This is a genomic window from Myroides odoratimimus (genome assembly GCF_001485415.1).
GTDB lineage: Bacteria > Bacteroidota > Bacteroidia > Flavobacteriales > Flavobacteriaceae > Flavobacterium > Flavobacterium odoratimimum.
This window is the reverse complement of sequence record NZ_BCMQ01000003.1, coordinates 196,826-221,938: the sequence shown is the minus strand read 5'-3', so window position 1 is coordinate 221,938 and position 25,113 is coordinate 196,826. Positions and strand designations below refer to the sequence as shown.

General features: G+C 33.2%; 18 protein-coding genes. 2 read left to right on the top strand and 16 right to left on the bottom strand.

Annotated elements, in window-relative coordinates; translation table 11 throughout:
* Positions 1-72 precede the first annotated feature (72 nt).
* A complete protein-coding gene (locus MODO_RS04415) occupies positions 73-1,671 on the bottom strand; it encodes an ABC-F family ATP-binding cassette domain-containing protein (protein WP_016649457.1) in 1,599 nt (532 codons plus the stop codon).
* Positions 1,672-2,390: 719 nt separating this feature from the next.
* Here MODO_RS04415 and MODO_RS04410 point away from each other — a divergent pair.
* The gene (locus tag MODO_RS04410) at positions 2,391-3,155 is read left to right on the top strand and encodes a class I SAM-dependent methyltransferase (RefSeq protein ID WP_039329490.1); all 765 of its coding nucleotides are present in this window, start codon (positions 2,391-2,393) and stop codon (positions 3,153-3,155) included.
* 89 nt (positions 3,156-3,244) lie between these two features.
* On the opposite strand, the gene MODO_RS04405 is transcribed toward MODO_RS04410, so the two are convergent.
* The 8 genes from MODO_RS04405 to MODO_RS04370 all read right to left on the bottom strand — a co-directional run bounded on the left by MODO_RS04405 (position 3,245) and on the right by MODO_RS04370 (position 16,300).
* A complete protein-coding gene (locus MODO_RS04405) occupies positions 3,245-3,853 on the bottom strand; it encodes a GDYXXLXY domain-containing protein (RefSeq protein ID WP_039329488.1) in 609 nt (202 codons plus the stop codon).
* Positions 3,843-4,913 carry a DUF4401 domain-containing protein gene (locus tag MODO_RS04400; RefSeq protein WP_006258910.1) on the bottom strand — a complete coding sequence of 357 codons (1,071 nt, stop codon included), beginning with the start codon at positions 4,911-4,913 and terminating at the stop codon, positions 3,843-3,845. The genes MODO_RS04405 and MODO_RS04400 overlap by 11 nt, the downstream gene beginning before the upstream one ends.
* Positions 4,903-5,883, bottom strand: a complete 981-nt coding sequence (locus MODO_RS04395) for a DUF2157 domain-containing protein (RefSeq protein WP_006265249.1) — start codon at positions 5,881-5,883, stop codon at positions 4,903-4,905. The genes MODO_RS04400 and MODO_RS04395 overlap by 11 nt, the downstream gene beginning before the upstream one ends.
* 195 nt (positions 5,884-6,078) lie before the next feature.
* Complete coding sequence (gene bcp, locus MODO_RS04390) at positions 6,079-6,537, bottom strand: thioredoxin-dependent thiol peroxidase (RefSeq protein WP_006258912.1); 459 nt, start codon at positions 6,535-6,537, stop codon at positions 6,079-6,081.
* Positions 6,538-6,625: 88 nt separating this feature from the next.
* Entirely contained in the window at positions 6,626-12,346 is a 5,721-nt protein-coding gene (proA, locus tag MODO_RS04385) for an anti-phage protein ProA (protein ID WP_230486157.1), read from the bottom strand.
* Positions 12,347-12,625: 279 nt separating this feature from the next.
* The gene (locus MODO_RS04380; RefSeq protein WP_006258914.1) at positions 12,626-14,812 is read right to left on the bottom strand and encodes a glutamine synthetase III family protein; all 2,187 of its coding nucleotides are present in this window, start codon (positions 14,810-14,812) and stop codon (positions 12,626-12,628) included.
* A 200-nt stretch (positions 14,813-15,012) separates the two neighbouring features.
* A complete protein-coding gene (locus tag MODO_RS04375) occupies positions 15,013-15,585 on the bottom strand; it encodes a hypothetical protein (protein WP_006258915.1) in 573 nt (190 codons plus the stop codon).
* Between the two features lie 73 nt (positions 15,586-15,658).
* Positions 15,659-16,300 carry an HdeD family acid-resistance protein gene (locus MODO_RS04370; protein ID WP_225581548.1) on the bottom strand — a complete coding sequence of 214 codons (642 nt, stop codon included), beginning with the start codon at positions 16,298-16,300 and terminating at the stop codon, positions 15,659-15,661.
* Between the two features lie 124 nt (positions 16,301-16,424).
* Between MODO_RS04370 and MODO_RS04365 the strand changes: the two genes are divergently transcribed.
* Entirely contained in the window at positions 16,425-17,510 is a 1,086-nt protein-coding gene (locus tag MODO_RS04365; protein WP_006258917.1) for a lipase family protein, read from the top strand.
* A 455-nt stretch (positions 17,511-17,965) separates the two neighbouring features.
* Here MODO_RS04365 and sucD read toward each other — a convergent pair whose 3' ends face one another.
* The 7 genes from sucD to MODO_RS04330 form a co-directional block, all read right to left on the bottom strand.
* Positions 17,966-18,838, bottom strand: coding sequence for a succinate--CoA ligase subunit alpha (gene sucD, locus MODO_RS04360; RefSeq protein ID WP_006258918.1), 873 nt, complete (start codon positions 18,836-18,838; stop codon positions 17,966-17,968).
* Positions 18,839-19,002: 164 nt separating this feature from the next.
* On the bottom strand, positions 19,003-19,938 hold the full coding sequence (locus MODO_RS04355) for a UDP-3-O-(3-hydroxymyristoyl)glucosamine N-acyltransferase (RefSeq protein WP_006258919.1): 936 nt from the start codon (positions 19,936-19,938) through the stop codon (positions 19,003-19,005).
* A 21-nt stretch (positions 19,939-19,959) separates the two neighbouring features.
* A complete protein-coding gene (efp, locus tag MODO_RS04350; RefSeq protein ID WP_006258920.1) occupies positions 19,960-20,526 on the bottom strand; it encodes an elongation factor P in 567 nt (188 codons plus the stop codon).
* 22 nt (positions 20,527-20,548) lie between these two features.
* On the bottom strand, positions 20,549-21,334 hold the full coding sequence (lpxA, locus tag MODO_RS04345) for an acyl-ACP--UDP-N-acetylglucosamine O-acyltransferase (RefSeq protein ID WP_006258921.1): 786 nt from the start codon (positions 21,332-21,334) through the stop codon (positions 20,549-20,551).
* Positions 21,335-21,338: 4 nt separating this feature from the next.
* Positions 21,339-22,733 carry a bifunctional UDP-3-O-[3-hydroxymyristoyl] N-acetylglucosamine deacetylase/3-hydroxyacyl-ACP dehydratase gene (locus MODO_RS04340; RefSeq protein ID WP_006258922.1) on the bottom strand — a complete coding sequence of 465 codons (1,395 nt, stop codon included), beginning with the start codon at positions 22,731-22,733 and terminating at the stop codon, positions 21,339-21,341.
* Positions 22,734-22,765: 32 nt separating this feature from the next.
* Entirely contained in the window at positions 22,766-23,785 is a 1,020-nt protein-coding gene (gene lpxD, locus MODO_RS04335; RefSeq protein ID WP_059050720.1) for a UDP-3-O-(3-hydroxymyristoyl)glucosamine N-acyltransferase, read from the bottom strand.
* 30 nt (positions 23,786-23,815) lie between these two features.
* Complete coding sequence (locus MODO_RS04330; RefSeq protein ID WP_006258924.1) at positions 23,816-25,054, bottom strand: HD domain-containing protein; 1,239 nt, start codon at positions 25,052-25,054, stop codon at positions 23,816-23,818.
* Between the last annotated feature and the right edge of the window lie 59 nt (positions 25,055-25,113).

The following is a 25,113-nucleotide window of genomic DNA, read 5'->3' as shown; positions in this document are numbered from 1 at the left end:
TTAAATCTTTTTTAGTGAAATCTAAAATTAATATTTGTTAGAATTAAGTCAAAAACAAGCTTTACTTTTGACTTAATTTAAATTTATCACGTCTACTATTCCCAATTCCTTAATAAAACTCTCATCATGGCTAACAACTACTAAGGTTCCATTAAACTCACTTAAAGCTTTAGTTAAACTCTCAATACTAATAATATCTAAGTTATTCGTAGGTTCATCTAATAGTAACACATCTATCTCTGAAGCTAAAATAGTCAGATAACACAACACGAGCTTCAGTTTCTCTCCTCCACTAAATGTACTTATCTTATTTGTCCATAAGCCTACCCCTATTCCGTACTGAAATAATAGATTGCGAAGATCCGCCAGAGAGTGTTTCCCTTTATTAGCCAGTTCTAACTGATCTATAGGCGTTAAACTATGATCTAGTAAAGAGTAAAATTGATCCAAATAGACCACCTTAGCATCTGCACGGTATAATTCTCCTGTAGTAGGTAGATAAATTCCTTGTAACAATTTAAACAGCGTAGACTTACCAGAACCATTCTTTCCTTTGAGCAAGATTCTATCTCCGCTCATGATTTTAAAGTCAAGATTCGTCTTAAATATTGGAGCAAATGCAGGAGAATAACGATAGTTCATTTCTTTAGCTTCCCATAACAACTTCCCTTTATGCAAAGTAGATTGGGGAAAACGAATAGCAAACAGTTTATCTCGTTCTAATTGGGTTCTTAATTCTAATAATTCAGATTGTATTCCCTCTTTCTTTTGTTGGTGAACATCCTGTAGCTTAGCTACGCTGTTCTCTGTTTTATTGCGCATCGCATTAATAACAATCTTTGGAAGACCTGCTTTTTTCTCTGCTTTTTTGTTCTGAGCCTTATCTTTACTTATTTGCTCTGTACGTTTAATATCCGCTTTTTTAGCATCTTTCATTTCTTTAGACAGATGATCTACTTTACTCTGGATACCTTGTAGACGCAGTTCTTTTTGTTCTTTGTATAGGCTGTAATTCCCTCCATACTTAAACACTCCATTAGGTGTTAGCTCAAAAGTAATAGGCATTAACTCAAGTAATACCCTATCATGGCTGACAATAACGATAGTACCTTTAAACTCTTGTATATACTTATAGAATAATTCCTTGGTTTCTAAGTCTAAGTGATTAGTAGGTTCGTCTAATAACAGTGTGTCTGCCTGACTTAGCATCATCTTCGCAAATAAAACCTTCGTCTGCTGTCCTCCACTCAGACAATCCATCGTAGTATCTGGTGATATCGTCTCTAATCCCCAATACGCTAATACCTTAGCGATCTGTTCTTCTATGTCCCATTGATCATTAAGTACTTCGTAGTCCTGTTCTTCTACAGAACCCGCTAGTATAGCACGGAGTGCCCTAACCTTATCAACTACCCCTACTGCTTCATAAATAGTTTGAGATTCAACTAATTGTTTATTTTGTGGCAAGTAGAATACTGTCCCATTAATATGAATAGCAGGTTCCGCTAACTCTAATTCTCTAGCGATTAGTTTAAGTAATGTTGTTTTGCCAGTACCATTTTGACCGATGATACTAACCTTCTCTCCTGCATTAATAGATAAACTAATATTTGTAAATAAAGGTGTCTTATCTGCGTGATAATAAGATAAATTTGATATAACTATGCTCATAGTCTTTTAAAATTTAACCCAGAATAAGTAATAGACCAATAAACGAAAAGTAAGTATACAAAATAGGTCTGAATTAGCGATACAATCATACTGTAGTATGGTTTTAGAACTAATGAAAGAGCTATGAAGTAGAACTGCTTTATAGTATTTGGCTGAGGCTGATTCTTGGTTTACTGCTGTGAATAATCCATACGTGGCCCGTACACCACTCCTCACGGTCAAAAAATATGTATTTACACGATACTAAGTATTATGACAACACAAGACTGTTGTCAATTTATAAAGATGATAACCACTCGTCGGACTGAAGTTTGTCCTTTTATCTATTGGTTATATATAACCAATCTTTACTTAGTTGTGTACATTTAGACTATTATTCGTTAATACTGATGCAAATGTATATCTACTTTTAGTTTTAAACAATTATTTGAACGATATTTTTATTAAAAAAGGCTGTTTGACTAAAAAGGTCTTATACCTAATTGTATAATAATGTTGTTTTAGAATGATGTAAGTACCTGTACGTAGCTTGCACTTTCTAGGGGATTCCTTGCAGTTTTCTAGCACTTTGCTTGCCTAGAAGGTGGTTTTCTCGAAGAAAGGTGCAAGAACCCCTCAAGCAATCCTCTAGCAGGTCAGAACAAAACTGTCTTTTCTTTAATCAAAATCAGATTAAAAGTTTTTTTTATTCTATGTTTACAGTCCTATAATCAAAAAATATGAGTAATAAAGAATTAACAAATAGATATGGATCACTAGCTTCATGGGTGTATCATATCGATAAACCTATTGGAAGATCCTTTGGAGATGTAGAATACTATAGTGAAAGATTAAAAAACACAGAAGGAGTAATCCTAGAACCTGCATCTGGAAATGGAAGAATACTAATCCCTCTATTAGAAAAAGGATTAAAAATAGAAGGGTTTGACGCTTCTGCAGCAATGCTTTCTTACTGTGAGCAAGAATGTAAACAAAGAGGTCTCAATGGTATCTTTAGACAAGAAATGTTTAATACCTTCACCTCTACTACCTCTTATGAAGCAATTATAATCCCTGCAGGGTCATTTCAGCTTATAACGGATACTGATGAAGCTATTGAGGTATTAAGACGCTTTAAATCAGCTCTAAAAGAAGGTGGCCGATTAATAATAGACTTATCTCCTTTATCTGCATTAGCAGAAGCTCCTATGCTAGCTAGACAGTGGAATGTAGAAAATGGAATGCTTACACTAACAGAATCTAGAGTAGAAACATCTTATCTTAAGCAGACTACTATATCTCAATTGAGGTATGAGCATTGGGATAATGAGAAAGGATTAGTTAACTCTGAAATAGATTTGTTCTCCCTTCGCTTTTGGGGAGTAAAAGAATTTAAACTAGCCTTAAGAGCTGTTGGTTTTACTGAGATTACCATCAGTAGTAATTACAATTATTTAGAAGAAATTTCAGAAGAAACACATACGCTAACTTTCGAAGCGAAATAGGTAAAACAAACAGGGAGGTTATCATCAGGATAAACTCCCTGTTTGTTTATACTAAATGCCGTAGGCAAATAATTCTTAATTTTAAATTCCTAATTCCCAATTAATTTGCGGTCTTTATCGTACATCCCTACCAAAACGCTATTCCCGTCTTCATCTACGCGTAGTCCACCATATTTAGCTTGTTCATACTTCTCTGCATCCCCCTCTTGAAAGAAGAAACTCTCTGCCCCAATATTAAATCTCCAGCCTTCATAGTTAAAGTATTTGATGTAAACTTGATTAGCTTTCTTCTCTCCCAATTCATTGACCATCTTCACCAGACTCCCTACATTATCCTTATCTAAAGACAGTAAGACATATCCACGCTTATTCAATTTGCTCTTTTCTACAGCCTCCTCAATATCGTTCACAGCTCTAGCTGATAGTTCTTCTTCTGTAGTTGTAAGAATCTCATTCTCACTAACAGGTGTTATTGAATCTAGAATACTTTGATCAAAAGTACTTGTTCTAGTTGATATCGCATAGTTAAGACTCATATAATCTCCTTGCATTAAGGATCTAGGATCTACAGGAGCTAATTCTAGCAATACGAATTGCCCCTCTTTTATTGTCTTTTCCTTTTGTAATACTGCTTTTACAAAGAAGATACCAATAAGTACAAATACAACTAGGATAATTATGTTCTTCTTATTTTTCATTTGTCTGTCCCTCACCTTTTTGAATTAAATAATAGATACCTAAGAATAACACTCCTATGCCCATCATAGATAGAGATTTCTCTAATAAAGAGATGCCTAAGTCATAATAAAACATGCCCATTGCCCAAATTAGAGTTGCAATACTTAAAGCAAAACCTACTTTATATTGCCTTTTAAAGCTCCAAAGCATCAATAAAAATGCAATACCAAATGCTGGATAATTAAATGCTACTAGTACATTAAAGATAAGGACTAAGCCATAAGCCATCACTTTAATGCTGACTTGAGTTACTTTCATTTTATTTAGTACTAAATAAACCGTTGCTACTACTAGGGCTAATATGGTAATAACTAAAAAAAGGTGAACTCCTCTATATTCACTAAAATAATAATAACCATACTTCATAGTAGAAGCAATAATCCCCATTACAAGTGTATAGCAAAAAGAAGCAGTAAAAACAGCTAAATATCTATCTCTTATCAGTTTATTTATTGTTCTTAATCCTTGTTCTTGCCAAAATAAATAAACAGTGAACAATAGTACAATAGCTAAATAAATATGATAGAAAGTTTCTATTTCTAATTGAAATAATATTACGTGAATAGAGACTAATACACATAAGCTACTCAAAAATGCTATAATCTGATTATTATAAAGTAGCAATGTGATTCCGCCAGTAATTAACATAATCAGACCTGCTAAATCTGTAGCTTCTGCTAGTCCAAAGACTAAAAAAGCATATCCTATAATAAATAAAGAAACAGCAATACTATCTGTTACAGCGCTGTCTTTACTTCTATTCAATGCAAATGAGCCTACTAAAAACAGTAATCCCATAATACTTAAAAAGGTATTATTAGAAAACAAATCACTCGATATCAAAGCAATAAACCCCATAAATAGTCCTAAACCTATAAGACTTCCTATTACTGATATTACTCTAATTATAATTGACTTAAGCGCTAATTTGCTTTGTGCCACTTGTAGGGCATCTTGCTCTACTTCTACTCCTTTTTGGATTAAAGAAGTAACTATATCTTTAAATTGATTACTGTTCATTGCTCCACACTTTTTTCTGGTTTATAATCAACTTCACAATTCCAAAAGTTCCTCCTATACAGTATAATGCATATAATAATAACGAAGCCTCATTGATATCAGCAATCTTGATAATTAAAGCAAATACAATAGCAAATACAGAAAGTAAAAAATAACTATACAACAATAAATCCTTAGCTTTTCTACTCCATAAGAAACTTCCAATAAACCAAGCGATAGAAGCTATTACTAGCATATATAACCCTCTTAAATCAGCTTTAATATAGCGGTCTGTACTTACAAAAATAAAAGTAATAATACCACTAGTTGCAACTGAAAAACAGGCTAAAGAAAGTAGTCCCGTATAATATCTATCCAATTTATAATTCGTTTTTTTGGCTAAATATATAGGTGTTAAATATAATACTACATTCAATAGTAAAAGAAATAATCCACTATAGAACAATAGATCATCACTCGTTACTTGTAAGAAATAAAGAATCAAAGTTGTGTTAGCTAGTACAGCATAAAATAACCACTGAGGAGAGAATCTGCTCAATACTGTCCATAGTGTAATAGCTAATACCCACATAAAGAAGAGATCGTAAGCATTAGCTCCTGTCTGATACACTTGACCATATACAGCGAATAACACCCCCACTAATATACTCGCACTTAACAAACTAACTTGTCTTACCACAGTATTCAATTTAGGGTACACGGCTCCTATAACACTGATAGTTAAAAGAATGAATACAAGTAAAAACTTGATGTTTTTATGTAGATCTGCCCAATTGTATGCAAAGAAAAATACTATACCTGACAGTAAAAACCCTGCTCCTAAGGCTAGTGTCAAATACTTGACAAACTTCTGCCAATCTGTGATATTAGCATAACTCTTCTGCTCTAACAATTCTCCTAACTGAGAATCTGAGAGTGAGCTATGCTCTTTTAGAAGATATAAATCTCCCTTATCAATCTTTTCTTTCATGCTTCTTTTTTATTTTCTCAAACGTAATACAATTTATTGAAAGTTGTATTACTTCACCTTAGAATACACCCTAGATTGCTCATAGATTAGCTGAAAAAAGGGAGATACTATCACATGGTATTCTAAGTCGAAAACGAAAAAAAGACAGTATCTAACCGATTAGATACTGTCTTTTTTATAATTTCTTTTAAAAACTTATACTGTCTCTAGAATCTGAGCAGCGTGATCTTTAGTTTTCACTTTACTAATCACATCAGATATAACTCCCTCTTCATTAATCACAAACGTCATTCTATGAATACCGTCATACGTGCGTCCCATAAATTTCTTAGGTCCCCATACACCGAAAGCATTTAATACTTCTTTCTCTTCATCAGCCAGTAATGGAAATGGCAAGTTATTCTTCTCAATAAATTTCTGTTGTTTAGCAGCTGAGTCAGCACTAACACCTAGTAATTCAAATCCCTTTGCTTTTAACTCTGCGTAATTGTCACGCAAGTTACAAGCTTCCCAAGTACATCCTGGTGTACTTGCTTTTGGGTAGAAGAATACTACTAATTTCTTTCCTTTATAATCACTTAACTGATGTACTTTTCCTGATTGGTCTAATGCTTTAAACACTGGAGCTTTTTGCCCTACTTCTAATGTCTTCATCTTCTTCCTAATTTAATTGATTACGTAAAAATAGGAGAATTTATAAGAACTATCAAGGCATATCCTATAAACTCTCTCTATCATGTGATTATTCTTTTAATATTATTTTGCCAAATTGATTAATAATTTTGTCCTCTACCATCATCTTCTGAATCACATGTTGAATCACTTGATCCATCTGACTTCCTAATTTAGTAAAATCAAAAACTCTTCCGATAGCTTTAGTTAAATCTTCATGTGGCACACTAAAGTTAGTTTCTAGTAACTCTATTATCGCTACCTCTATCTCCTCAGGACAGATGTCTTCTATATTTCTCTTTTCTATAGTATTTTCTCTATAATGAGTCAACCCTCTTTTATAAAGATCTTCATTCCAATAAAACTCTTGATAAGAGAGCACACTAGTACAATTAGGAATCTCATTAATCAATTCGACTAAATATGCCTGCAACTTCGTACCAGTACGAGAAATATTCCATATAGTCATCATTTTTTTTAACAAGTAGTTCTGACTAATAGGTCCTTCCGTCTGAATAATTTGATACAATTGATTCTGTACTAGATTTCTATTGTTTTGAAGGTATATTGTCTCAGAGTTACCATCCGCTATAGCATTAAAGTTAGCAGATTCATAAGGCCTTTGTCTAGATACAGCCGCCTTATCAGTCACTTCGATTAAATGTTTGCTAATAAAATCACTTGATCCTGTCTCCATCTCCACTTCTTCAGCCTTCTGATAGGTCTCATCTATCTTAGCTTGTAAATCTTGTAGAATTAACTCCTTATTCTTAAACCAATCAATCGTCCATATGCGGTATATATTCCATCCAAGTCCTTTTAATACACCAGGAATTAATAATTCTCTATCATTGGTTGTTTTTGCGTTGTAGTAATTTAATCCATCTACTAGGATTCCCATTACATACTCATTCGGATTATTCTTATCAACGACACCTATATCTAATCGATAACTAGAAGTACCAATATTCGTTTTAACATCAAATCCATTCTCTTTAAGATAAGTAGCAATGGATTGAATCAATTTATCACTTTGTTTAACAGATTCACTCTCAGCAATATTTACATATCCTTTTTCTGCAAAGTCTAAGAAATTCTTCAATCCCTTCACTCCTTCTGCATTAGTACGTCTAAGATCTATCTGATCCCCTCTAAGCGAAGAGAATATCTTCATCTCATACCTCGCTCTAGTCACAGCTACATTAAGACGTCTCCATCCTCCATCTCTATTTAACGGTCCGAAATTCATTGATACCTTACCTTCTTCATCAGGGCCATACCCTATAGAAAACAATATAATATCACGCTCATCTCCTTGTACATTCTCTAAGTTTTTGATAAAAAGCGATTCTGAAGCTCCTAGCATTTTCTCCTCTACAGCAGGATTCTTTATCAGCATATCCGACAACATATCTTCTATCAAGGTCTGTTGAGTTTGACTAAAAGTCACTACACCTAGAGACTTAGGTTTTATTTGACTATAGTGCTGTTTTATATATTCGACGATAGCTATAGCTTCTTTTTTATTTGTACGAGACTTTCCTTTCTCATACATCCCCCCTTCTATAAATTCAAAAGTTACTTTCTTATCCAAGTCATCCTTAGACGGGAAAGTCAATAACTTATTGTCATAGAAATTAGCATTACTAAACGATATCAAACTCTCGTGCTTACTTCTATAGTGTCTTAACAAATACTTAGACGGCAATGACAGAGCCAAACAATCATCTAGAATACTTTCTAAATCTTCTAATTCTAAATTATCTTCATCTACCTTATTAGAAGCAAAGAAACTAGTCGGAGGCATCTGCTTAGGATCTCCTACGATAATAGCCTGCTTAGCTCTAGCTAAGGCACTAATAGCCTCGGCTGTAGGTAACTGAGAAGCCTCATCAAAAATAACCAAGTCGAAATGCTCTGTACTAACATCAAAGTACTGTGCTACCGAAATAGGACTCATCAGCATACACGGCTTTAAGCGAGAAAGTAAATTAGGCATCTGATCGAATAGTTTTCTCAAACTCAACCCTCGTCCTCTACTGCGAATAGCACGTTTTAGCATTCCTAATTCGGAACTCTGAATAGAGTCAAAGAATGATCTCGGAATACGACTACTTAATTTTAATACTAATTGACTCTTATTTAATTCGGTATACTCATTGTGAATATCGTGATACTGTTTGATTAGAGTCTCATATATCTTAGCATCAAAACCACTAAGTGCAAAAGAGTTACTTACTGTTTTAATAAATAAATTGATGTGCAATATTCGCTCTAGCTCTACTTCTAGATTGTCTTTTTCTATTCTACCTTGTTCTAATAAGTCAATAAACCAATCTAGTTCAAGCTTAGTTCCCTCTTCTCTATAGACATTATAGTTAATCCAATCACTTAACTTATCAAGGTTAGCTAAGATACCGTCAACTTCATCACTTAAAGGTGTTGTCGAAGAGAATGCCTGAACATCGTGGTATTTTACCATAAATGTCTTTAAGAATGTCGTAATCTCGGAGATTCCTCTTCTTACATTTTGGTTTCTATAAAAATCTAATAACCATTTATCTATTCCATAATAACCATGCTGTTGAGCCAGTTTAGAAAGTCCGCTTAGGTTCTCTATTTCTGTATAAATAGCTTCAAAGTCTAATCTATCATTAGTATAGTAGATTTTAGACAGTCTATTAATATCCCTGTAATTAGAGTCCTCACAGCTTAGTTTTAACCTCTTGAAGTCATCTAATTGATTAAACAGAAGATTAACATCATGCTCTGATTTGATCTTTGCTTTAGAATATCCATTCAAGAAAGACTTTACTTTTCTCTGCTTAAGCCATTTAGGCAAGAACCAAAGATGTTTAGATTTATTCCACTCTTGTTCTTGAAGTGATAGATCTACTTCAAGTATTTTCTTATTAAATTGTTGAGTAATTGAATCCTCTATACGTATGCATTTCTGATGTAACTCCATCCACTTGTGTAACAGAGAGAATTGATTAGCATCAAAGTATAAATCGATTAATTCATAAGACAAATTGCTCTTAGCTAATAATTCAAACATCGTCTGTAAACTATTAGCATCGATCCTTTTATCAGATAGAAGTTTAAAGTTAAACTCTGCACTGATTTGCTCATATTCACGAGCTGTATATTTATAATCAGACAGTACGGTCTTAACCGTACTCTGGATATCGTATTTATGTTCTTTTATCGTTAAAGAACGCAAAGGATGTGACAAAGGGCTCTCTATGCGCTGACATATAGAGGCAAATTGTACTATCCAATCCTTCCAACTTGTATAAGTAGACTGTGTAATCTCATTTAAATCAATATCTACAAGTAAATCGCTATTAACAGCCACATGGTTAAGCTCTAAATAGGCTATGGTATCATATAAACTCCATCCAATACTAAAACGTTGATGTAGCTGAGTTATATACTTTCTCAACTCTGCTTTGCGTTGATCTATTCTATTCGAAGCTTCCTTGAAGTCATAGTTTCCCTTATATTTTGGCACTTCTAATGTAGCTTCGAACTGCGCTAATACATCAGATTTACGTGTTTTATTAGAATGCAATTCCAAACAGAATGGTCCTAGTCCTATCTTTTCTAATCGATGGTGTACTACATCTAGTGCAGCTTTTTTAGCTGCTACAAATAAGACCTTTTTACCATTTGCTAATGCATCTGCAATGATATTAGTGATCGTCTGAGACTTACCAGTACCTGGAGGCCCGTGTAAAACAAAACTTTTATTAGCATGTGCATTTCTAACTGCTTCTAATTGAGAATTATCAGTAGAGATAGGTAATGTCAATTCTGATGATGTCAATTGTTCTAACTCATCATCATTACTATCGAGTACTTCTATTGATTCTGACAAGCTACCATTCAATAAACTATTAACAATAGAGCTCTTTTGAATCTCATCTGCATACTTAGAAATATCTTGCCATAAAATCAATTTATTAAACGAAAAAGTCCCTAAGATAATCTGATCTAATACATCCCAACCTTTTAAATCTATTATCGTCTTTCTAACTAAGGCAAGAACCTTAGGTACATCGACACCTAAATCATCCATCGGCAAATCTTCTAGGGCAGTCATATCAAGTTTAAACTCTTGACGTAAATACTCTAACAACGTGATATTAATCATCGTCTCCTCGTCTCTCCCTCTTAGTACAAACTTAGAGTTAATAGACCTCCTATTAAGCTCCACAGGCACTAATAATATAGGGGCATATCTTACTGTTTTCTCAGATTTGGGTTCATACCACTTAAGCAATCCTATCCCTAGATATAGGGTACTCTTACCATTTTCTTCTTCAGCTAGTTTAGAATTTCGATATAGATTAACTAAGATATTATCTAAGTCATACTCATTGTAGTAACTATATAGTCTATTATTCTTAAACTCTGAATTTACTACTTCGAATAGCTCTTCTGATGAATGTAATGGTGGATAATATAGATTGTACTTATTTAATATCTCTTGCTGGCTACTTCCTTGTATAGTATACGCTTTACCTTCCGCTAAAGAATCTTCTAAATCACTTACATTTACATCGATTAACTGTAGAATACTCTTAGTAAATCGAGTGTTTAAAAGATTGTTTCTAAGGGATAAATCTAATAGCTTCCTCTCCCAAATACGTTGTTTAGATAAAACAGTTCCTTCTCCTAGTTCTAAATCACTAAAAGCATTAGACTGAGCAAATCGCTTATCTATACTATCTTTTTTTCTACTAATTTCAAAATCGTGGTTCTCAATAAACTCTCCACTACTCTTTCTATATACTGGTAAAGGTAATACATTATTGATACGAGCAGTCTTAACGTCAATAGACAAGATAAAATCAGAAGCTTGTAACAGCTGAGTTTCTGCAGATGCCATTGCTTCTTTAAGTGTAAAAGTAGCCCCCTTACAGACCATGGTAGATTCTATAACGATAAGTTCGCTGATACTCGTTGCTGCACGTTTAGTAATCGCTGTCTGGTCATAATTAACCATAGAATCAAATCTATCATCTACTAACCAAACACCGACAAATATATGCCCTCGTGTCAGAATAAGAATAGGATTTAAATCTATTGCTTCTAAACATGCTGCAAAGAGCAATGTTATATCCATACAGTTACCAAACTTGGTCTCTATCACTTGATCTAATAATCGAATACGCTGGCCTGTTCGCTCATAACTTGGTGGCAAAGCACTATATACTAAATCCATACTTTGTATAGATCGATAAATAGCAGATACCATCTGTAATACGCGTTCACGACTACCTGACTGATATCCTTCGAAGGAAGGAACTAGTTTATTCTTCTCTAATATTCTAACAGCATTAGACTTAATAGGGTAAATAGCATCATGATTAGGTAAGATATACGACGCTAGTAATTGTGGAAAAAGCTCCACTCCTCCAAAGTAATCTATAGGTAACACCTCTATTTGGAAGAAAGTCTCTGCTAATACTTCGTCATCTAACTTTAAAGCTATCTGAACCGTATCAATATCTTTCTCTACTACATTACGTATAAAATGTAGATTATATTTAAAATCAAACTTCGTTATGGTATAAGCCGTATTAGACTCTAAGCGTTCAATAGGCACAACATTATCCTCAAAAAAACCTAGTTGCGATGAGATGTGAACTTTAACCCCTTCATAACTTTCTTCTAGATTATCTATTAGGATACGTTGTATAAAGTGATATTTCTGAATACAAAAAGTATAATTGAAGTAACTATACTTCTGTACTGATAATTTTATTGATGTATTTTGTTCCATAGTGTCACAATTATGTCTTCCAAAATAGAGCATTCCTACTCTACTTTTTCACAACAACTGTCAATTTCGTAATTCTTAAGAATTTTCTAAAGTAATATATTTTTACATACTAATTAACAAAATAAATAAAATATACTTTAATCACAAAAAATACAATAAACACCATCCTCAAATAGCGGTAATACTATACATAATACCATAAAACTCTTTATATATACCAACAAAAAGACGACTTAGCTAAGAAGCATAAGTCGTCTTTTTTTCAATTTATCACTATTTTTAGTTCGTAAATAACAATTCTCTGTACTTCGTTAATGTCCAAAGCTCATTATCTACCATTAATTCTAATTTATCACTGTGGTAACGGATAATATCAAAATAAGGTTTTACAACATCACAGTATGCATGAGCTTGTTGTTCAACATCCTCTATTAGATTCGCTTTTTTACGCTCATTTGTCATCTCAGTAACCTTAGCATTAATTTGCTCTATATGATGAGATATCTTTTTAATCATTTGTAATTGCTCTGCTGCAATCGTTCCGAAATCTTCAGCACCGAATATCTCTTTAAGACCTTTCACATTATCAATTACTAAGTTTTGATACTTGATAGCCGTTGGTATTACATGATTTCTTGCGATATCTCCTAACACACGTCCTTCTATCTGAATACGTTTTACATATTCTTCTAGCTCGATCTCATATCTAGCATGCATCTCTATACTAGTCATCACTCCCATCTCTTCAAAGATTGAAATCACTTTAGGGTCTTTCTTAATTCTTAAAGCAGAAGGAGTTGTCTTATTATTACTCAATCCTCTTTTTACTGCTTCTTTTTCCCATTCATCACCGTATCCATCACCTTCAAAAAGAATTCTCTCGCTATCTTTAATATATTCTCTTAATACATTGAAGATTGCCTCATCTCTTTTTAATCCGTCTTTTTCTACTAGTGCATCCACTTCATTTTTAAAGTCTCTAAGCTGTTTAGCTACTATTGTATTTAATACAGTCATCGGTCCAGCACAGTTAGCTGTAGATCCTACTGCTCTAAATTCCCATTTATTACCTGTAAAAGCGAATGGAGAAGTTCTATTTCTATCTGTATTATCTAATAATACATCTGGAATTTTTCCAACTACATTTAATTTAAGATCTGTTTTTTCTTCTGGTGACAACTTTCCATCTGTTACCTCTTTCAATTCATTAAGAACCTTAGTCAATTGTTGTCCAATAAATACAGACATAATTGCCGGTGGTGCTTCATTCGCTCCAAGACGGTGATCATTACTTGCAGAAGCAATAGCTGATCTTAAAAGCTCTTCATTATCATTTACAGCTTTAATCGTATTGATAAAGAAAGTTAAGAACTGTAAATTACTCTTAGGTGTTTTACTAGGACTCAACAAGTTCACACCAGTATCAGTAGCCAATGACCAGTTATTGTGTTTACCAGAACCATTAACTCCTTTAAATGGTTTCTCATGGAATAATACTTTAAAGTGATGCTTCTCAGCTACCTTTTTCATTACATCCATTAATAAAGAGTTGTGATCCACTGCTAAATTAGCTTCCTCAAATATAGGTGCTAATTCAAACTGATTAGGAGCTACTTCATTATGTCTAGTCTTAACAGGAATACCTAATAAGATACAGTGATTCTCTAAATCATGCATATAATTCAGTACTCTAGTTGGAATAGAACCGAAATAGTGGTCATCTAATTGTTGTCCTTTAGCAGCTGTATGCCCTAATAATGTTCTTCCTGTAGTAAGAATATCAGGTCTAGAAGCAGCTAAAGCACTATCTACTAAAAAGTACTCTTGCTCCCACCCTAAAGTAGTCGTTACTTTCTTTACATTTTTATCAAAGAATTTAGCTACTTCAGTTGCAGCATCATCTATTGCATTAAGCGCTTTTAATAAAGGAGTTTTATTATCTAAAGCCTCACCAGTATAAGAGATAAATACAGTAGGAATACATAATGTAGAACCAAAGATAAAGGCAGGAGATGTAGGATCCCAAGCTGTGTACCCTCTTGCTTCAAATGTATTTCTAATTCCTCCGTTAGGGAAACTAGATGCATCTGACTCTTGTTGTACTAATTGACTACCATTAAATTTTTCAACAGGATCACCATCAAAAGACGTCTCAAAGAAAGCATCATGCTTCTCTGCTGTCGTTCCTGTCAGTGGTTGAAACCAGTGCGTATAGTGACTTACTCCTTTCGATAGCGCCCATTCTTTCATTCCCAATGCAATGTACTCAGCTAATCGACGATCTATTTTAATTCCTAGTTGTGCATTCTTAACAGCCTGATAAGCTTCTGGAGTTAAAAATTGTCGCATTGACTTGTCATTAAATACGTGATCACCAAAGATCAATGATTTTCTACCCAGTTCTTCTACCTTTACAGCTTCTCTAGATGCTGCTTTTTCAATTGCTCGAAAACGAAATGTTGACATAATTAATAGTTTTTGAAGGGACACCCCCTGTTTTATGAGTACAAATTTAAATAAAAGTCATTAAAAACAACACACACCCCCTATATTTTTGTAATATTTTTTAAAAAAGTATATTCAAGAGCACTCCCCCCCTTATATTTTTACCTATAGAAACAAAAAAAGGTAGAAACTTAGCGCCTCTACCTTTTAAATATTATTATCTAGTACTTCTTAACTACTTTTACATCTTCTAAGTTATACTTGCGTACAACTTCTTCGTATGATAAACTAGTCTTCTCACTTTCTTTACTATTATCAGACTTAGTACCTATTACAGGTGTACTTCCAGGAATGTATACTATTCTAAAAATCATATTCTTTATAAAGCCTTCATGTTTATCTCCATCTCCATTAAAAAAACCTAGAGGAGCATTAGCTCTTGCAACGATTTCTGTATCATATGGAGAATAATTATAACTATATTCAAGTTCTTTTTCTACTTTATCTACATCTACAAAGTATCTGGTAGGTAAAGGTGAAAAAAGAGGCTTACCATCATTACTAAATTTATCAGCTATAAACACGAACACCAAGTCACCATCTACAAATCCGTTTGGATGTTTAATAAGTTGTCCTTGAATAGTACTAGTCAAGTCTTTTGTAAAACTTAATTTAATTTCTTCTACATAAGGATACATAGTTGGTCCTGGAGGCCCTTGTGGTCCAGTAGACCCTTCACACCCAACTAATAGTGATGTAGCTACAAAGGCAAATAGCATTGCAATTTTTTTCATAATCTCTTTTATTTATTACTTGCAAAATATGCATTTTTTACAACACCCAATAAACTTTATCAAATAATTATACTTATTTATCGTGTAATCTCTTTCGAACTTCTTCTTGAATCCTTTCATATTGCTCTAACAGCTCTTGATCAACCTTTCCTGAATATTTTTTTATCCTTCTCAAGAAGAAACCAAACAATAAACTGTAAACTCCTAATAATATGAATGAGAATGCTGTCCAATATACAATGGTAAATGCACCAAACTCAAGATTCCATAACATACAGAATGAAAATACTAACCCAAGTAAAGCAAAAACAAATAAGCTAGTCCATGATTTTACACCGTAGTTTTTAAGGTCAAAAGCTGTTCCCATTCCTCTAATAGATCTAAACATTAATCCAAAACCAACATAAATAGGAAGAACTACTGCCGATAACGTAGGCGTTCCAATTAAAATAACACCTAATACCACATCTATAATTCCTGAAAAAAGCAACCATCCCCAACCATCAAGTTGATCATGATTAGAAAAAGCAAAGATAATCTCTGAAATACCAGCAATTAAAAACATACAACTAAAGATAATAGTTAGTGAAGCATATGCTGTAATAGGAGTACTAAACATATATATTCCTCCTATTATAAAAAGTATACCAATGATTACAGGTATATACCAGTTCTTAATTCGATCTTTTACAGTTTTTACAAATGAATTAGCCATATCTCTTTTTTTAAAGTTTACATCTAATTTATACATTTTTAACGGCATTCAAAAATTTAAAAGTGTAACTTTGATTTGAATCGTGTAAATATTTAACTAAATAACACTAGTAAAGTCCTTTTCTATGATAAAAAGAATTTATCTCCTTTTACTTTGTTCTACTTCTATCAGTTTTGCACAAAACTTAAAGCCTATAGCTGATAAACAAGAAATATACAATAGCTTACAACTAGCTACTGATATACACAAAGCTTTCCCCACAGATTCACTTTATAATCTTACTGGTTATAAGAATACGTATAGATCACCAGAAATGGGGTTAACCAATATGTGGGCATTATACCACAATGATAAAACAAATACTGTAGAAATAGTTATTAGAGGATCTGTAAACAAGGGAGCTAGTTGGTTAGCTAATTACTATGCAGCTATGATTCCTTCATCAGGAGAAATACAATTAGATAATACTAAAAAAGTTAGTTACAAACTATCTCAAGATGAACGAGCAACTGTTCATGCAGGATGGACTATAGCATCTCTATATTTAATGGAAGATATTAAACCTAAGTTGGATAGTCTAGTCCAGAAAAATCATAAAGATTTTATTATCTCTGGACATAGTCAAGGTGCTGCTATAGCTTATCTAATAACAGCTAATCTAATGAATCAACAACTAGAAGGAAAATTACCTAAAGATTTACAGTTTAAGACTTATGCAATTGCTCCTCCTAAACCTGGAAATCTTTACTTTAGTTATCAATATGAGAAACTAGCTAAAAGTTGGAGTTACTCTGTTATTAATACCCAAGACTGGGTTCCTGAACTTCCACCAACAACACAGACTTTTAGAGACTTTAACGAAATTAGCCCTTTAGCAGATCACGAGGTAAAAAAAGCATTAAAAAAAGTAACTTGGCCTAAGAGAATGGTTGCTACTAGTATTTTTAATGGTATAAAAAAGCCTACCGAAAAAAGTGTCAAGAAATATAACAAATATCTAGGTTCCTTTGTCTTTAACCTAATTCAAAAACAATTACCAGAATTAGTAGAGCCTAAATATGTTCTAAATAGTAACTATGCGAGATGTAGTAACCCAATTATATTAGATGGACTCAAGGATACAGAATATCAAATCAAGTTTCATAAACCTGAAAATATAATGTCACACCACTTACCTCCTGCTTACTTATACTTATTAGATAAAGAATAAAAAAAGAGACTCTTAATAAAGAGTCTCTTTTTGAAATAAAACAATTTTTCAATTGCTATAGTTATAGTTTGGTTAGGGTTCTAAATCAATACTTACTAGTAAAAAGACATAACTATTACTTATTTTGTAAGTGCATTACAATATACATAAGATTTTTATTAGCACAAATACTCCTATCATTAAAATGGATTATTTTTTTATTCTGTTAATTTCCATTATTAAACACAAGCTAATAAATTATTCATTAAGAACATACTTAATTTTTAACCTTCAATTAAGTATAAATTATGATATCAAACCTAAATATACTAAACAGAAGATCTCTTATAAAAGCGATATTTAAAAAAAGCTGATGAGTAATCAAGAATATTGAAAATACAGCAAAAATATTTTTAAACAAAAAGGCCTATACATGATGTATAGGCCTTCCTTATTTGTTTTATTTTAGAATAGAATTATCCTAAAACTTCTTTTACTTTTTTACCGATCTCAGCAGGAGAATCAACAACATGGATTCCACATTCGCTCATGATACGTTTCTTAGCAGCAGCTGTATCATCAGCTCCACCTACGATAGCACCAGCGTGTCCCATTGTTCTTCCTTTAGGAGCAGTCTCTCCAGCGATGAATCCGATAACAGGTTTTTTATTACCATTTTCTTTAATCCAACGAGCAGCATCAGCTTCTAATTGACCACCAATCTCACCAATCATAATGATTGCTTCAGTTTCTGGATCAGCCATTAATAATTGTACAGCTTCTTTAGTAGTTGTTCCAATGATTGGGTCTCCACCAATTCCGATAGCTGTTGTAATACCTAAACCTTGTTTTACAACTTGATCAGCAGCCTCATAAGTTAAAGTTCCTGATTTAGAAACGATTCCAACTGTTCCTTTTTTGAAAACGAAACCTGGCATAATACCAACTTTAGCTTCACCTGGAGTGATTACTCCTGGACAGTTAGGTCCAACTAATCTACAATCTCTACCTTTGATGTAGTCGTAAGCTTTGATCATTTCAGCTACTGGAATACCTTCTGTAATACAAATAATAACTTTGATACCTGCATCAGCAGCTTCCATTATAGCGTCAGCAGCAAATGCTGGTGGTACGAAAATAATAGATGTATCAGCACCTGCTTTTTCTACAGCTTCTGAAACTGTGTTGAATACTGGACGATCTAAGTGAGTAGTTCCCCCTTTTCCTGGAGTTACACCACCTACTACGTTTGTTCCGTACTCAATCATTTGTGAAGCGTGGAATGTACCTTCACTTCCAGTAAACCCCTGAACGATTATTTTTGAATCTTTATTTACTAAAACACTCATGATCTTGTTTTTATTTATTTAAACTTACTTACACAAAAATAAACAATTCTAATTACTATTAAAACTTTTTACCCCCTTATAAGTAAGATTAATTGATTAATTAATAACATTCTTTGTTTTCAATCTCAAGAAACCTGATTTATGTCAGACACGAATGTCAAATACTATAAATGCTTAGTTTTCTCTACTAATTCTGGTATTCTCTTAATACTAGCTAATTGCTTTAATTTATCTCTTGATTCCTCTGCAGGATACCCAAAATAAACTTTACCTCCAACTAACGATTTAGATACTCCAGATTGAGCTAAAACAACAGCTTTAGTTCCAATAGTAATACCACTTGTAGTACCTACTTGTCCCCATAGCGTTACTTCATCTTCTATGACCACACAACCAGCTATACCACATTGAGCCGCAATTAAAGAACGTACACCTACCACAGTATCATGTCCGATATGAACTTGATTATCTATTTTAGCTCCCTCTTTAATAGTAGTATCTCCTGTCACACCTCTATCTATAGTACATGCAGCACCGATACCTACGTTATCTTCGATAACTACTCTACCACAAGATACTAATGGATCAAATCCTTCTGGTCTCTTTTTATAGTAGAACGCATCAGCACCTAGTATAGCTCCAGCATGAATAACTACATTATCCCCTATAATAGTTCCATCATATAAAACTACATTAGGGTGAATAACACAATTTTTACCAATCACTACATTATGACCAATGAATACATTAGGTTGAATGATTGTTCCTTCCCCGATAATAGCATCTTTAGCTTGTACCTCAGTTGCTGGTTTAAACGGGTTAAAGAACTTAGATAATTTATTAAAATCTCTAAACGGATCATCAGATATTAATAAAGCCTTACCCTCTGGGCACTCTACATCTTTATTAATTAAAATGATTGTCGCATTAGAGTTTAACGCTTTATCATAATATTTAGGATGATCCACAAAAACGATTTCACCTTCTTGTACAACGTGAATTTCGTTCATTCCATAAACTGGAAAATTAGCATCACCTACAAACTTACATCCAATAATCTCTGCTATAGTCTGTAAATCTTGAACTTTTGCAAAACGCATCTCTCTTCTTCTAAAAAGTGATTACTCCTTGATACGCTCCATATAAGCGCTGTTTGATGTATCAATCTTGATTTTATCACCTTCGTTGATGAATAAAGGTACATTGACAATAGCACCTGTTTCAACAGTAGCAGGTTTTGTAGCATTTGTAGCTGTATTTCCTTTTACTCCTGGCTCAGTATAAGTTACTTCTAGAATTACAGAAGCAGGCATATCTACTGCTAACGGTAATTCAGTCTCTGAATTAATTTGAACCATTACAGTTTCTCCTTCTTTTAATAAGCCTGGAGCATCTAATACGTCTTTTAAAAGCGTAATTTGCTCATAAGTCTCAACATTCATAAAGTGGAACTGATCTCCCTCTGGGTATAAATATTGGAATTTATGTGTTTCTACTCTTACAGTATCGATTTTGTGACCAGCAGAAAAAGTATTCTCTAATACTCTTCCATTAGTAACGCTTCTCATTTTAGTTCTAACAAATGCAGGCCCTTTTCCAGGTTTAACGTGTAAAAACTCAACAATTTTATAAATATCATTGTTGTATTGGATACATAAACCATTTCTAATATCAGCTGTTGTTGCCATTCTTTTATTTTATTTAGTATTACTAATATATTCCTGAATATCCTCTCATAATTCCTCTTGATGAATTACGGATAAACATTAAAACTTCATCTCTTTCTGGAGTTGCTTCCATATCTGCCTCTATAATTTCAAGTGCTTGACTTGTATTATAGTTCTTTTGATATAAAATACGATAGATCTCTTGAATCTCTCTGATTTTTTCTGGAGAATATCCTCTTCTTCTCAATCCTACTGAGTTAATACCAGCATAAGAAATAGGTTCACGTGCTGCCTTAATATAAGGAGGAACGTCTTTACGTACTAATGTACCTCCAGTCACAAATGAATGTGATCCGATAGTACAGAATTGATGTACAGCAACTAATCCTGCTAATACAACATAATCTCCTATAGTAACGTGTCCAGCTAAAGTACTAGAGTTAGAAAAAATACAGTTATTACCAACGATACAATCGTGTGCAATATGACTATACGCCTGAATTAAACAGTTATCACCGATAACAGTTTTATATCTATCTTTTGTTCCTCTATTGATTGTTACACATTCTCTAATAGTTGTATTATCCCCTATCTCTACTGTTGTAACTTCTCCTTCGAATTTTAAATCTTGTGGTTCTGCTGAAATAACTGCTCCAGGAAAAATCTTACAATTCTTTCCGATGCGAGCTCCTTCCATGATAGTAACATTTGATCCTATCCATGTTCCTTCCCCTATTTCAACATTATTATGAATGGTTGTAAAAGGTTCTATGACAACATTTCTAGCTATTTTAGCTCCAGGATGTACATATGCTAAAGGCTGATTCATATTCTTAGTTATTTGTTATTTTTGAAATCTGAGCCATTAATTCAGCCTCAGCTACTAATTTTCCATTGGCATACGCATATCCCTGCATATGACATATCCCTCTTCTTATTGGTGTAATAAGCTCTAATTTAAAAACTAAAGTATCACCAGGGTGTACTTTGTTTTTAAACTTCACATTATCCATTTTCATAAAATAAGTAAGATAGTTTTCTGGATCTGGTACAGTACTCAAGATAAGAATTCCTCCTGATTGAGCCATTGCTTCACAGATAAGAACTCCTGGCATAACTGGTGCACCAGGGAAGTGTCCAACGAAGAATGGTTCATTCATCGTTACATTCTTAAGTCCTACTACGTGCTTATCAGACATCTCTAAAATCTTATCTACTAATAAGAATGGAGGTCTGTGAGGTAATAAAGCCATAATTTTATTTACATCCATTAATGGTTCTGCATGTAAATCATAAGATGGAACTTGGTTACGCTTTTCATTGCGAATAATCTTAGACATTTTCTTAGCAAAATTAGTATTCACTGAATGTCCTGGTTTATTTGCAATAACTTTACCTCTAATTCTTGTTCCTATTAAAGCTAAATCTCCGATTACATCAAGTAATTTATGACGTGCAGCTTCATTAGGATAATGTAATGTTAAGTTATCTAAAACCCCATTTGGCTTAACAGCAATCTCTTCTTTGCCAAATGCTTTTTTAAGGTGTTCCATTGTTTCTGGAGATATATCCTTATCTACATAAACAATAGCATTATTTAAATCTCCTCCTTTAATCAATCCGTTAGCAAGTAATGCTTCTAGCTCGTGTAAGAAACTAAAAGTACGTGCTTCAGAAATCTCTTCTTTAAAGTCAGACATTGATTTCAATGTAGCATTCTGTGTACCCAATACTTTAGTACCAAAATCAACCATTGCAGTCACTTGGTAACTATCAGAAGGCATAACGATTATCTCACTTCCCGTTTGTTCATCTACAAAAGAAATAACTTCTTTTACGATGTACTCCTCACGTTCAGCATCTTGTTCTACAATACCTGCTTTTTCAACTGCTTCAACAAAGTATTTAGAAGACCCATCCATAATAGGAGGCTCAGATGCGTTTAACTCAATGATAACATTATCTAAATCACATCCTACAAAAGCTGCTAATACATGCTCTGTTGTTTGTATTTTTACTCCCTTTTTTTCAAGGTTTGTACCACGTTGTGTATTTACAACATAATTAGCATCCGCTTCTATAATTGGATGTCCCTCTAAATCCATACGTACAAAAGTAAAACCATTATTGATTGGAGCAGGTTTTAAAGTCATTGTCACCAATTGACCTGTATGTAAACCTACACCACTAAGTGTTACTTCGCTTTGGATGGTTTTTTGTTTAACCATAATTAAATCTCTTTAAATATTTTGAAAGGCTCTTATTTTATATTCTTTTTAATTGACTCTATGTCACTAACAATCTTAGAAAAGTTTTTAAAGTAACTATATGACTTTAAAAAATCACTATGAGGTAATGCTGGACTACCTTGTACTGCCGCACCATTCTCTAAATTCTTAGTTACTCCTGACTGAGCCTGAATACGAACATTATCACCTATTGTCAAATGTCCTACTATACCTACTTGCCCTCCTATCATACAGTTTTTTCCAATCTTTGTAGATCCCGCCACTCCTGTTTGAGAAGCGATTACTGTATTCTCTCCTATCTCCACATTGTGAGCTATCTGAATTTGATTATCTAACTTTACTCCTTTGCGAATAATTGTAGATCCTAAGGTAGCTCTATCTATAGTAGACGCTGCACCTATTTCTACATTATCCTCAATGATAACATTACCTATCTGAGGAACTTTATTAAATGTCCCATCAGGATTAGGTGCAAAACCAAATCCATCAGATCCAATAATTACTCCTGCATGAAAAGTACAATTAGCTCCTATTACAGATTCTGAGTAAATACGAACTCCTGCAAATAAAACTGTATTATCCCCAATACGTACATTGTCTCCTACGAATGTATTAGGGTATATTTTTACGTTATTTCCTATTTTAACATTTTTACCAATATAGGCAAAACTACCTAAATATAAATCATCTCCGTACTCTACCCCTTCTGATAAAACTGAAGGCTGTTCGATTCCAGATTTCATTAATTTCACTTGATTGTAATACTCTAATAATTTAGAGAATGCTTTATACGCATCATCTACTTTAATTAAAGTTGCTGTTATTGGATGCTCTGGTTCGAAAGTTTTATTTACGATAACCACAGAGGCATTTGTTGTATATATATGGTGTACGTATTTAGGATTCGCTAAAAAAGAAATCGAACCTGCTGTTCCTTCCTCTATCTTAGCCAATGTACTTACTTCTATCATAGGATTCCCTACAATTTCTCCTTCTAATACTGACGCTATTTGTTCTGCTGCTATTTTCATCGAGGCAAAAATATAAAATATAATTGAAATTTAACTTTCAAAAACGTTTTTTGGATAACAAACAAAATACTTTGTCACCACTTTCGTCAATGATTTAAGGTTTAGTTCATCTGATACCGATAACACATCTTTTGTTGTCCCATCTTTTTTAAGTATCATAATAGGCTCTTTATCTTTACTATACGCTTGATTCTCCATTTTTCCTTTAAATACAAAGTATTTTGAAGCCTCATTAGAAATAGAATATTTCTTAGATACTTTATCAAGCATATTATTTAACTTTAACTTTGTTTCCTCTTTATCTGAGACAAATTCAATGCGTAATAGCTCGCGATTAATAATCATTTTACTCAATTCTGACAAAATAAAGTCATTATGGAATTGCCATGATTTAAGAGCTCCTAGAATATCTGAATCGTCTAATAAAGCGAATTTCTCTAACCCTACTTGATCGAAATCTCCTTCTTCTATCTGATTCTTTAGAAAGAATTGTAAAGACTCACTACACCATAACTCTACTCCTTTATGAGTTAATTCTTTTGCTCGTTTTAATACACGCACTAAAATTAATTCTGCACATACACTTGTCTTGTGTAGATATGCTTGCCAATACATTAATCTACGTGCGATCAAAAACATCTCTACAGAGTAAATCCCCTTCTTTTCCACGACTAACTCATCATTCACTACATTCAACATCTGAATTAATCGCTCTGAGTTAATATTACCTTCTGCTACTCCACTATAGAAACTATCTCTCTTTAGATAATCCATACGATCCATGTCTAACTGACCTGAGATCAATTGTAACATAAACTTACGGTGATATTCACCTTTAAATATCTTGATTGCTAAGTCTAACTTCCCTTCAAACTCTTTATTTAAACGATTCATAAACAAGATTGAAATCTCTTCGTGATGAACTCCCTCTACGATACTTTCTTCCATCGCATGAGAGAAAGGTCCATGCCCTATATCATGAAGTAAAATAGCTACGTATAAAGCATTTTCTTCTTCTTCAGAAATCTCTACATTCTTAAAGCGCAAAACTTGTACCGCTTTTTGCATTAAATGCATACAGCCTAAAGCATGATGAAAACGAGTGTGATGAGCACCAGGGTATACTAGATAAGATACTCCCATTTGAGAGATTCTTCTCAATCGTTGAAAATAAGGGTGTTCAATTAAGTCATATACCAAAGAGTTTGGTATAGAAATGAATCCATAAATAGGATCATTTAGGATTTTAAGTTTATTAATGTTGGCCAATGAGAATCATTTTTATAAACGTATACAAATATAGCATATATATTAAAAAAACCGCACCC

Bases quoted from the DNA above. Each gene is read 5' to 3' on its own strand.
- MODO_RS04415 (WP_016649457.1), bottom strand. From the start codon at position 1,671: ATGAGCATAGTTATATCAAATTTATCTTATTATCACGCAGATAAGACA.
- MODO_RS04410 (WP_039329490.1), top strand. From the start codon at position 2,391: ATGAGTAATAAAGAATTAACAAATAGATATGGATCACTAGCTTCATGG.
- MODO_RS04405 (WP_039329488.1), bottom strand. From the start codon at position 3,853: ATGAAAAATAAGAAGAACATAATTATCCTAGTTGTATTTGTACTTATT.
- MODO_RS04400 (WP_006258910.1), bottom strand. From the start codon at position 4,913: ATGAACAGTAATCAATTTAAAGATATAGTTACTTCTTTAATCCAAAAA.
- MODO_RS04395 (WP_006265249.1), bottom strand. From the start codon at position 5,883: ATGAAAGAAAAGATTGATAAGGGAGATTTATATCTTCTAAAAGAGCAT.
- bcp (WP_006258912.1), bottom strand. From the start codon at position 6,537: ATGAAGACATTAGAAGTAGGGCAAAAAGCTCCAGTGTTTAAAGCATTA.
- proA (WP_230486157.1), bottom strand. From the start codon at position 12,346: ATGGAACAAAATACATCAATAAAATTATCAGTACAGAAGTATAGTTAC.
- MODO_RS04380 (WP_006258914.1), bottom strand. From the start codon at position 14,812: ATGTCAACATTTCGTTTTCGAGCAATTGAAAAAGCAGCATCTAGAGAA.
- MODO_RS04375 (WP_006258915.1), bottom strand. From the start codon at position 15,585: ATGAAAAAAATTGCAATGCTATTTGCCTTTGTAGCTACATCACTATTA.
- MODO_RS04370 (WP_225581548.1), bottom strand. From the start codon at position 16,300: ATGGCTAATTCATTTGTAAAAACTGTAAAAGATCGAATTAAGAACTGG.
- MODO_RS04365 (WP_006258917.1), top strand. From the start codon at position 16,425: ATGATAAAAAGAATTTATCTCCTTTTACTTTGTTCTACTTCTATCAGT.
- sucD (WP_006258918.1), bottom strand. From the start codon at position 18,838: ATGAGTGTTTTAGTAAATAAAGATTCAAAAATAATCGTTCAGGGGTTT.
- MODO_RS04355 (WP_006258919.1), bottom strand. From the start codon at position 19,938: ATGCGTTTTGCAAAAGTTCAAGATTTACAGACTATAGCAGAGATTATT.
- efp (WP_006258920.1), bottom strand. From the start codon at position 20,526: ATGGCAACAACAGCTGATATTAGAAATGGTTTATGTATCCAATACAAC.
- lpxA (WP_006258921.1), bottom strand. From the start codon at position 21,334: ATGAATCAGCCTTTAGCATATGTACATCCTGGAGCTAAAATAGCTAGA.
- MODO_RS04340 (WP_006258922.1), bottom strand. From the start codon at position 22,733: ATGGTTAAACAAAAAACCATCCAAAGCGAAGTAACACTTAGTGGTGTA.
- lpxD (WP_059050720.1), bottom strand. From the start codon at position 23,785: ATGAAAATAGCAGCAGAACAAATAGCGTCAGTATTAGAAGGAGAAATT.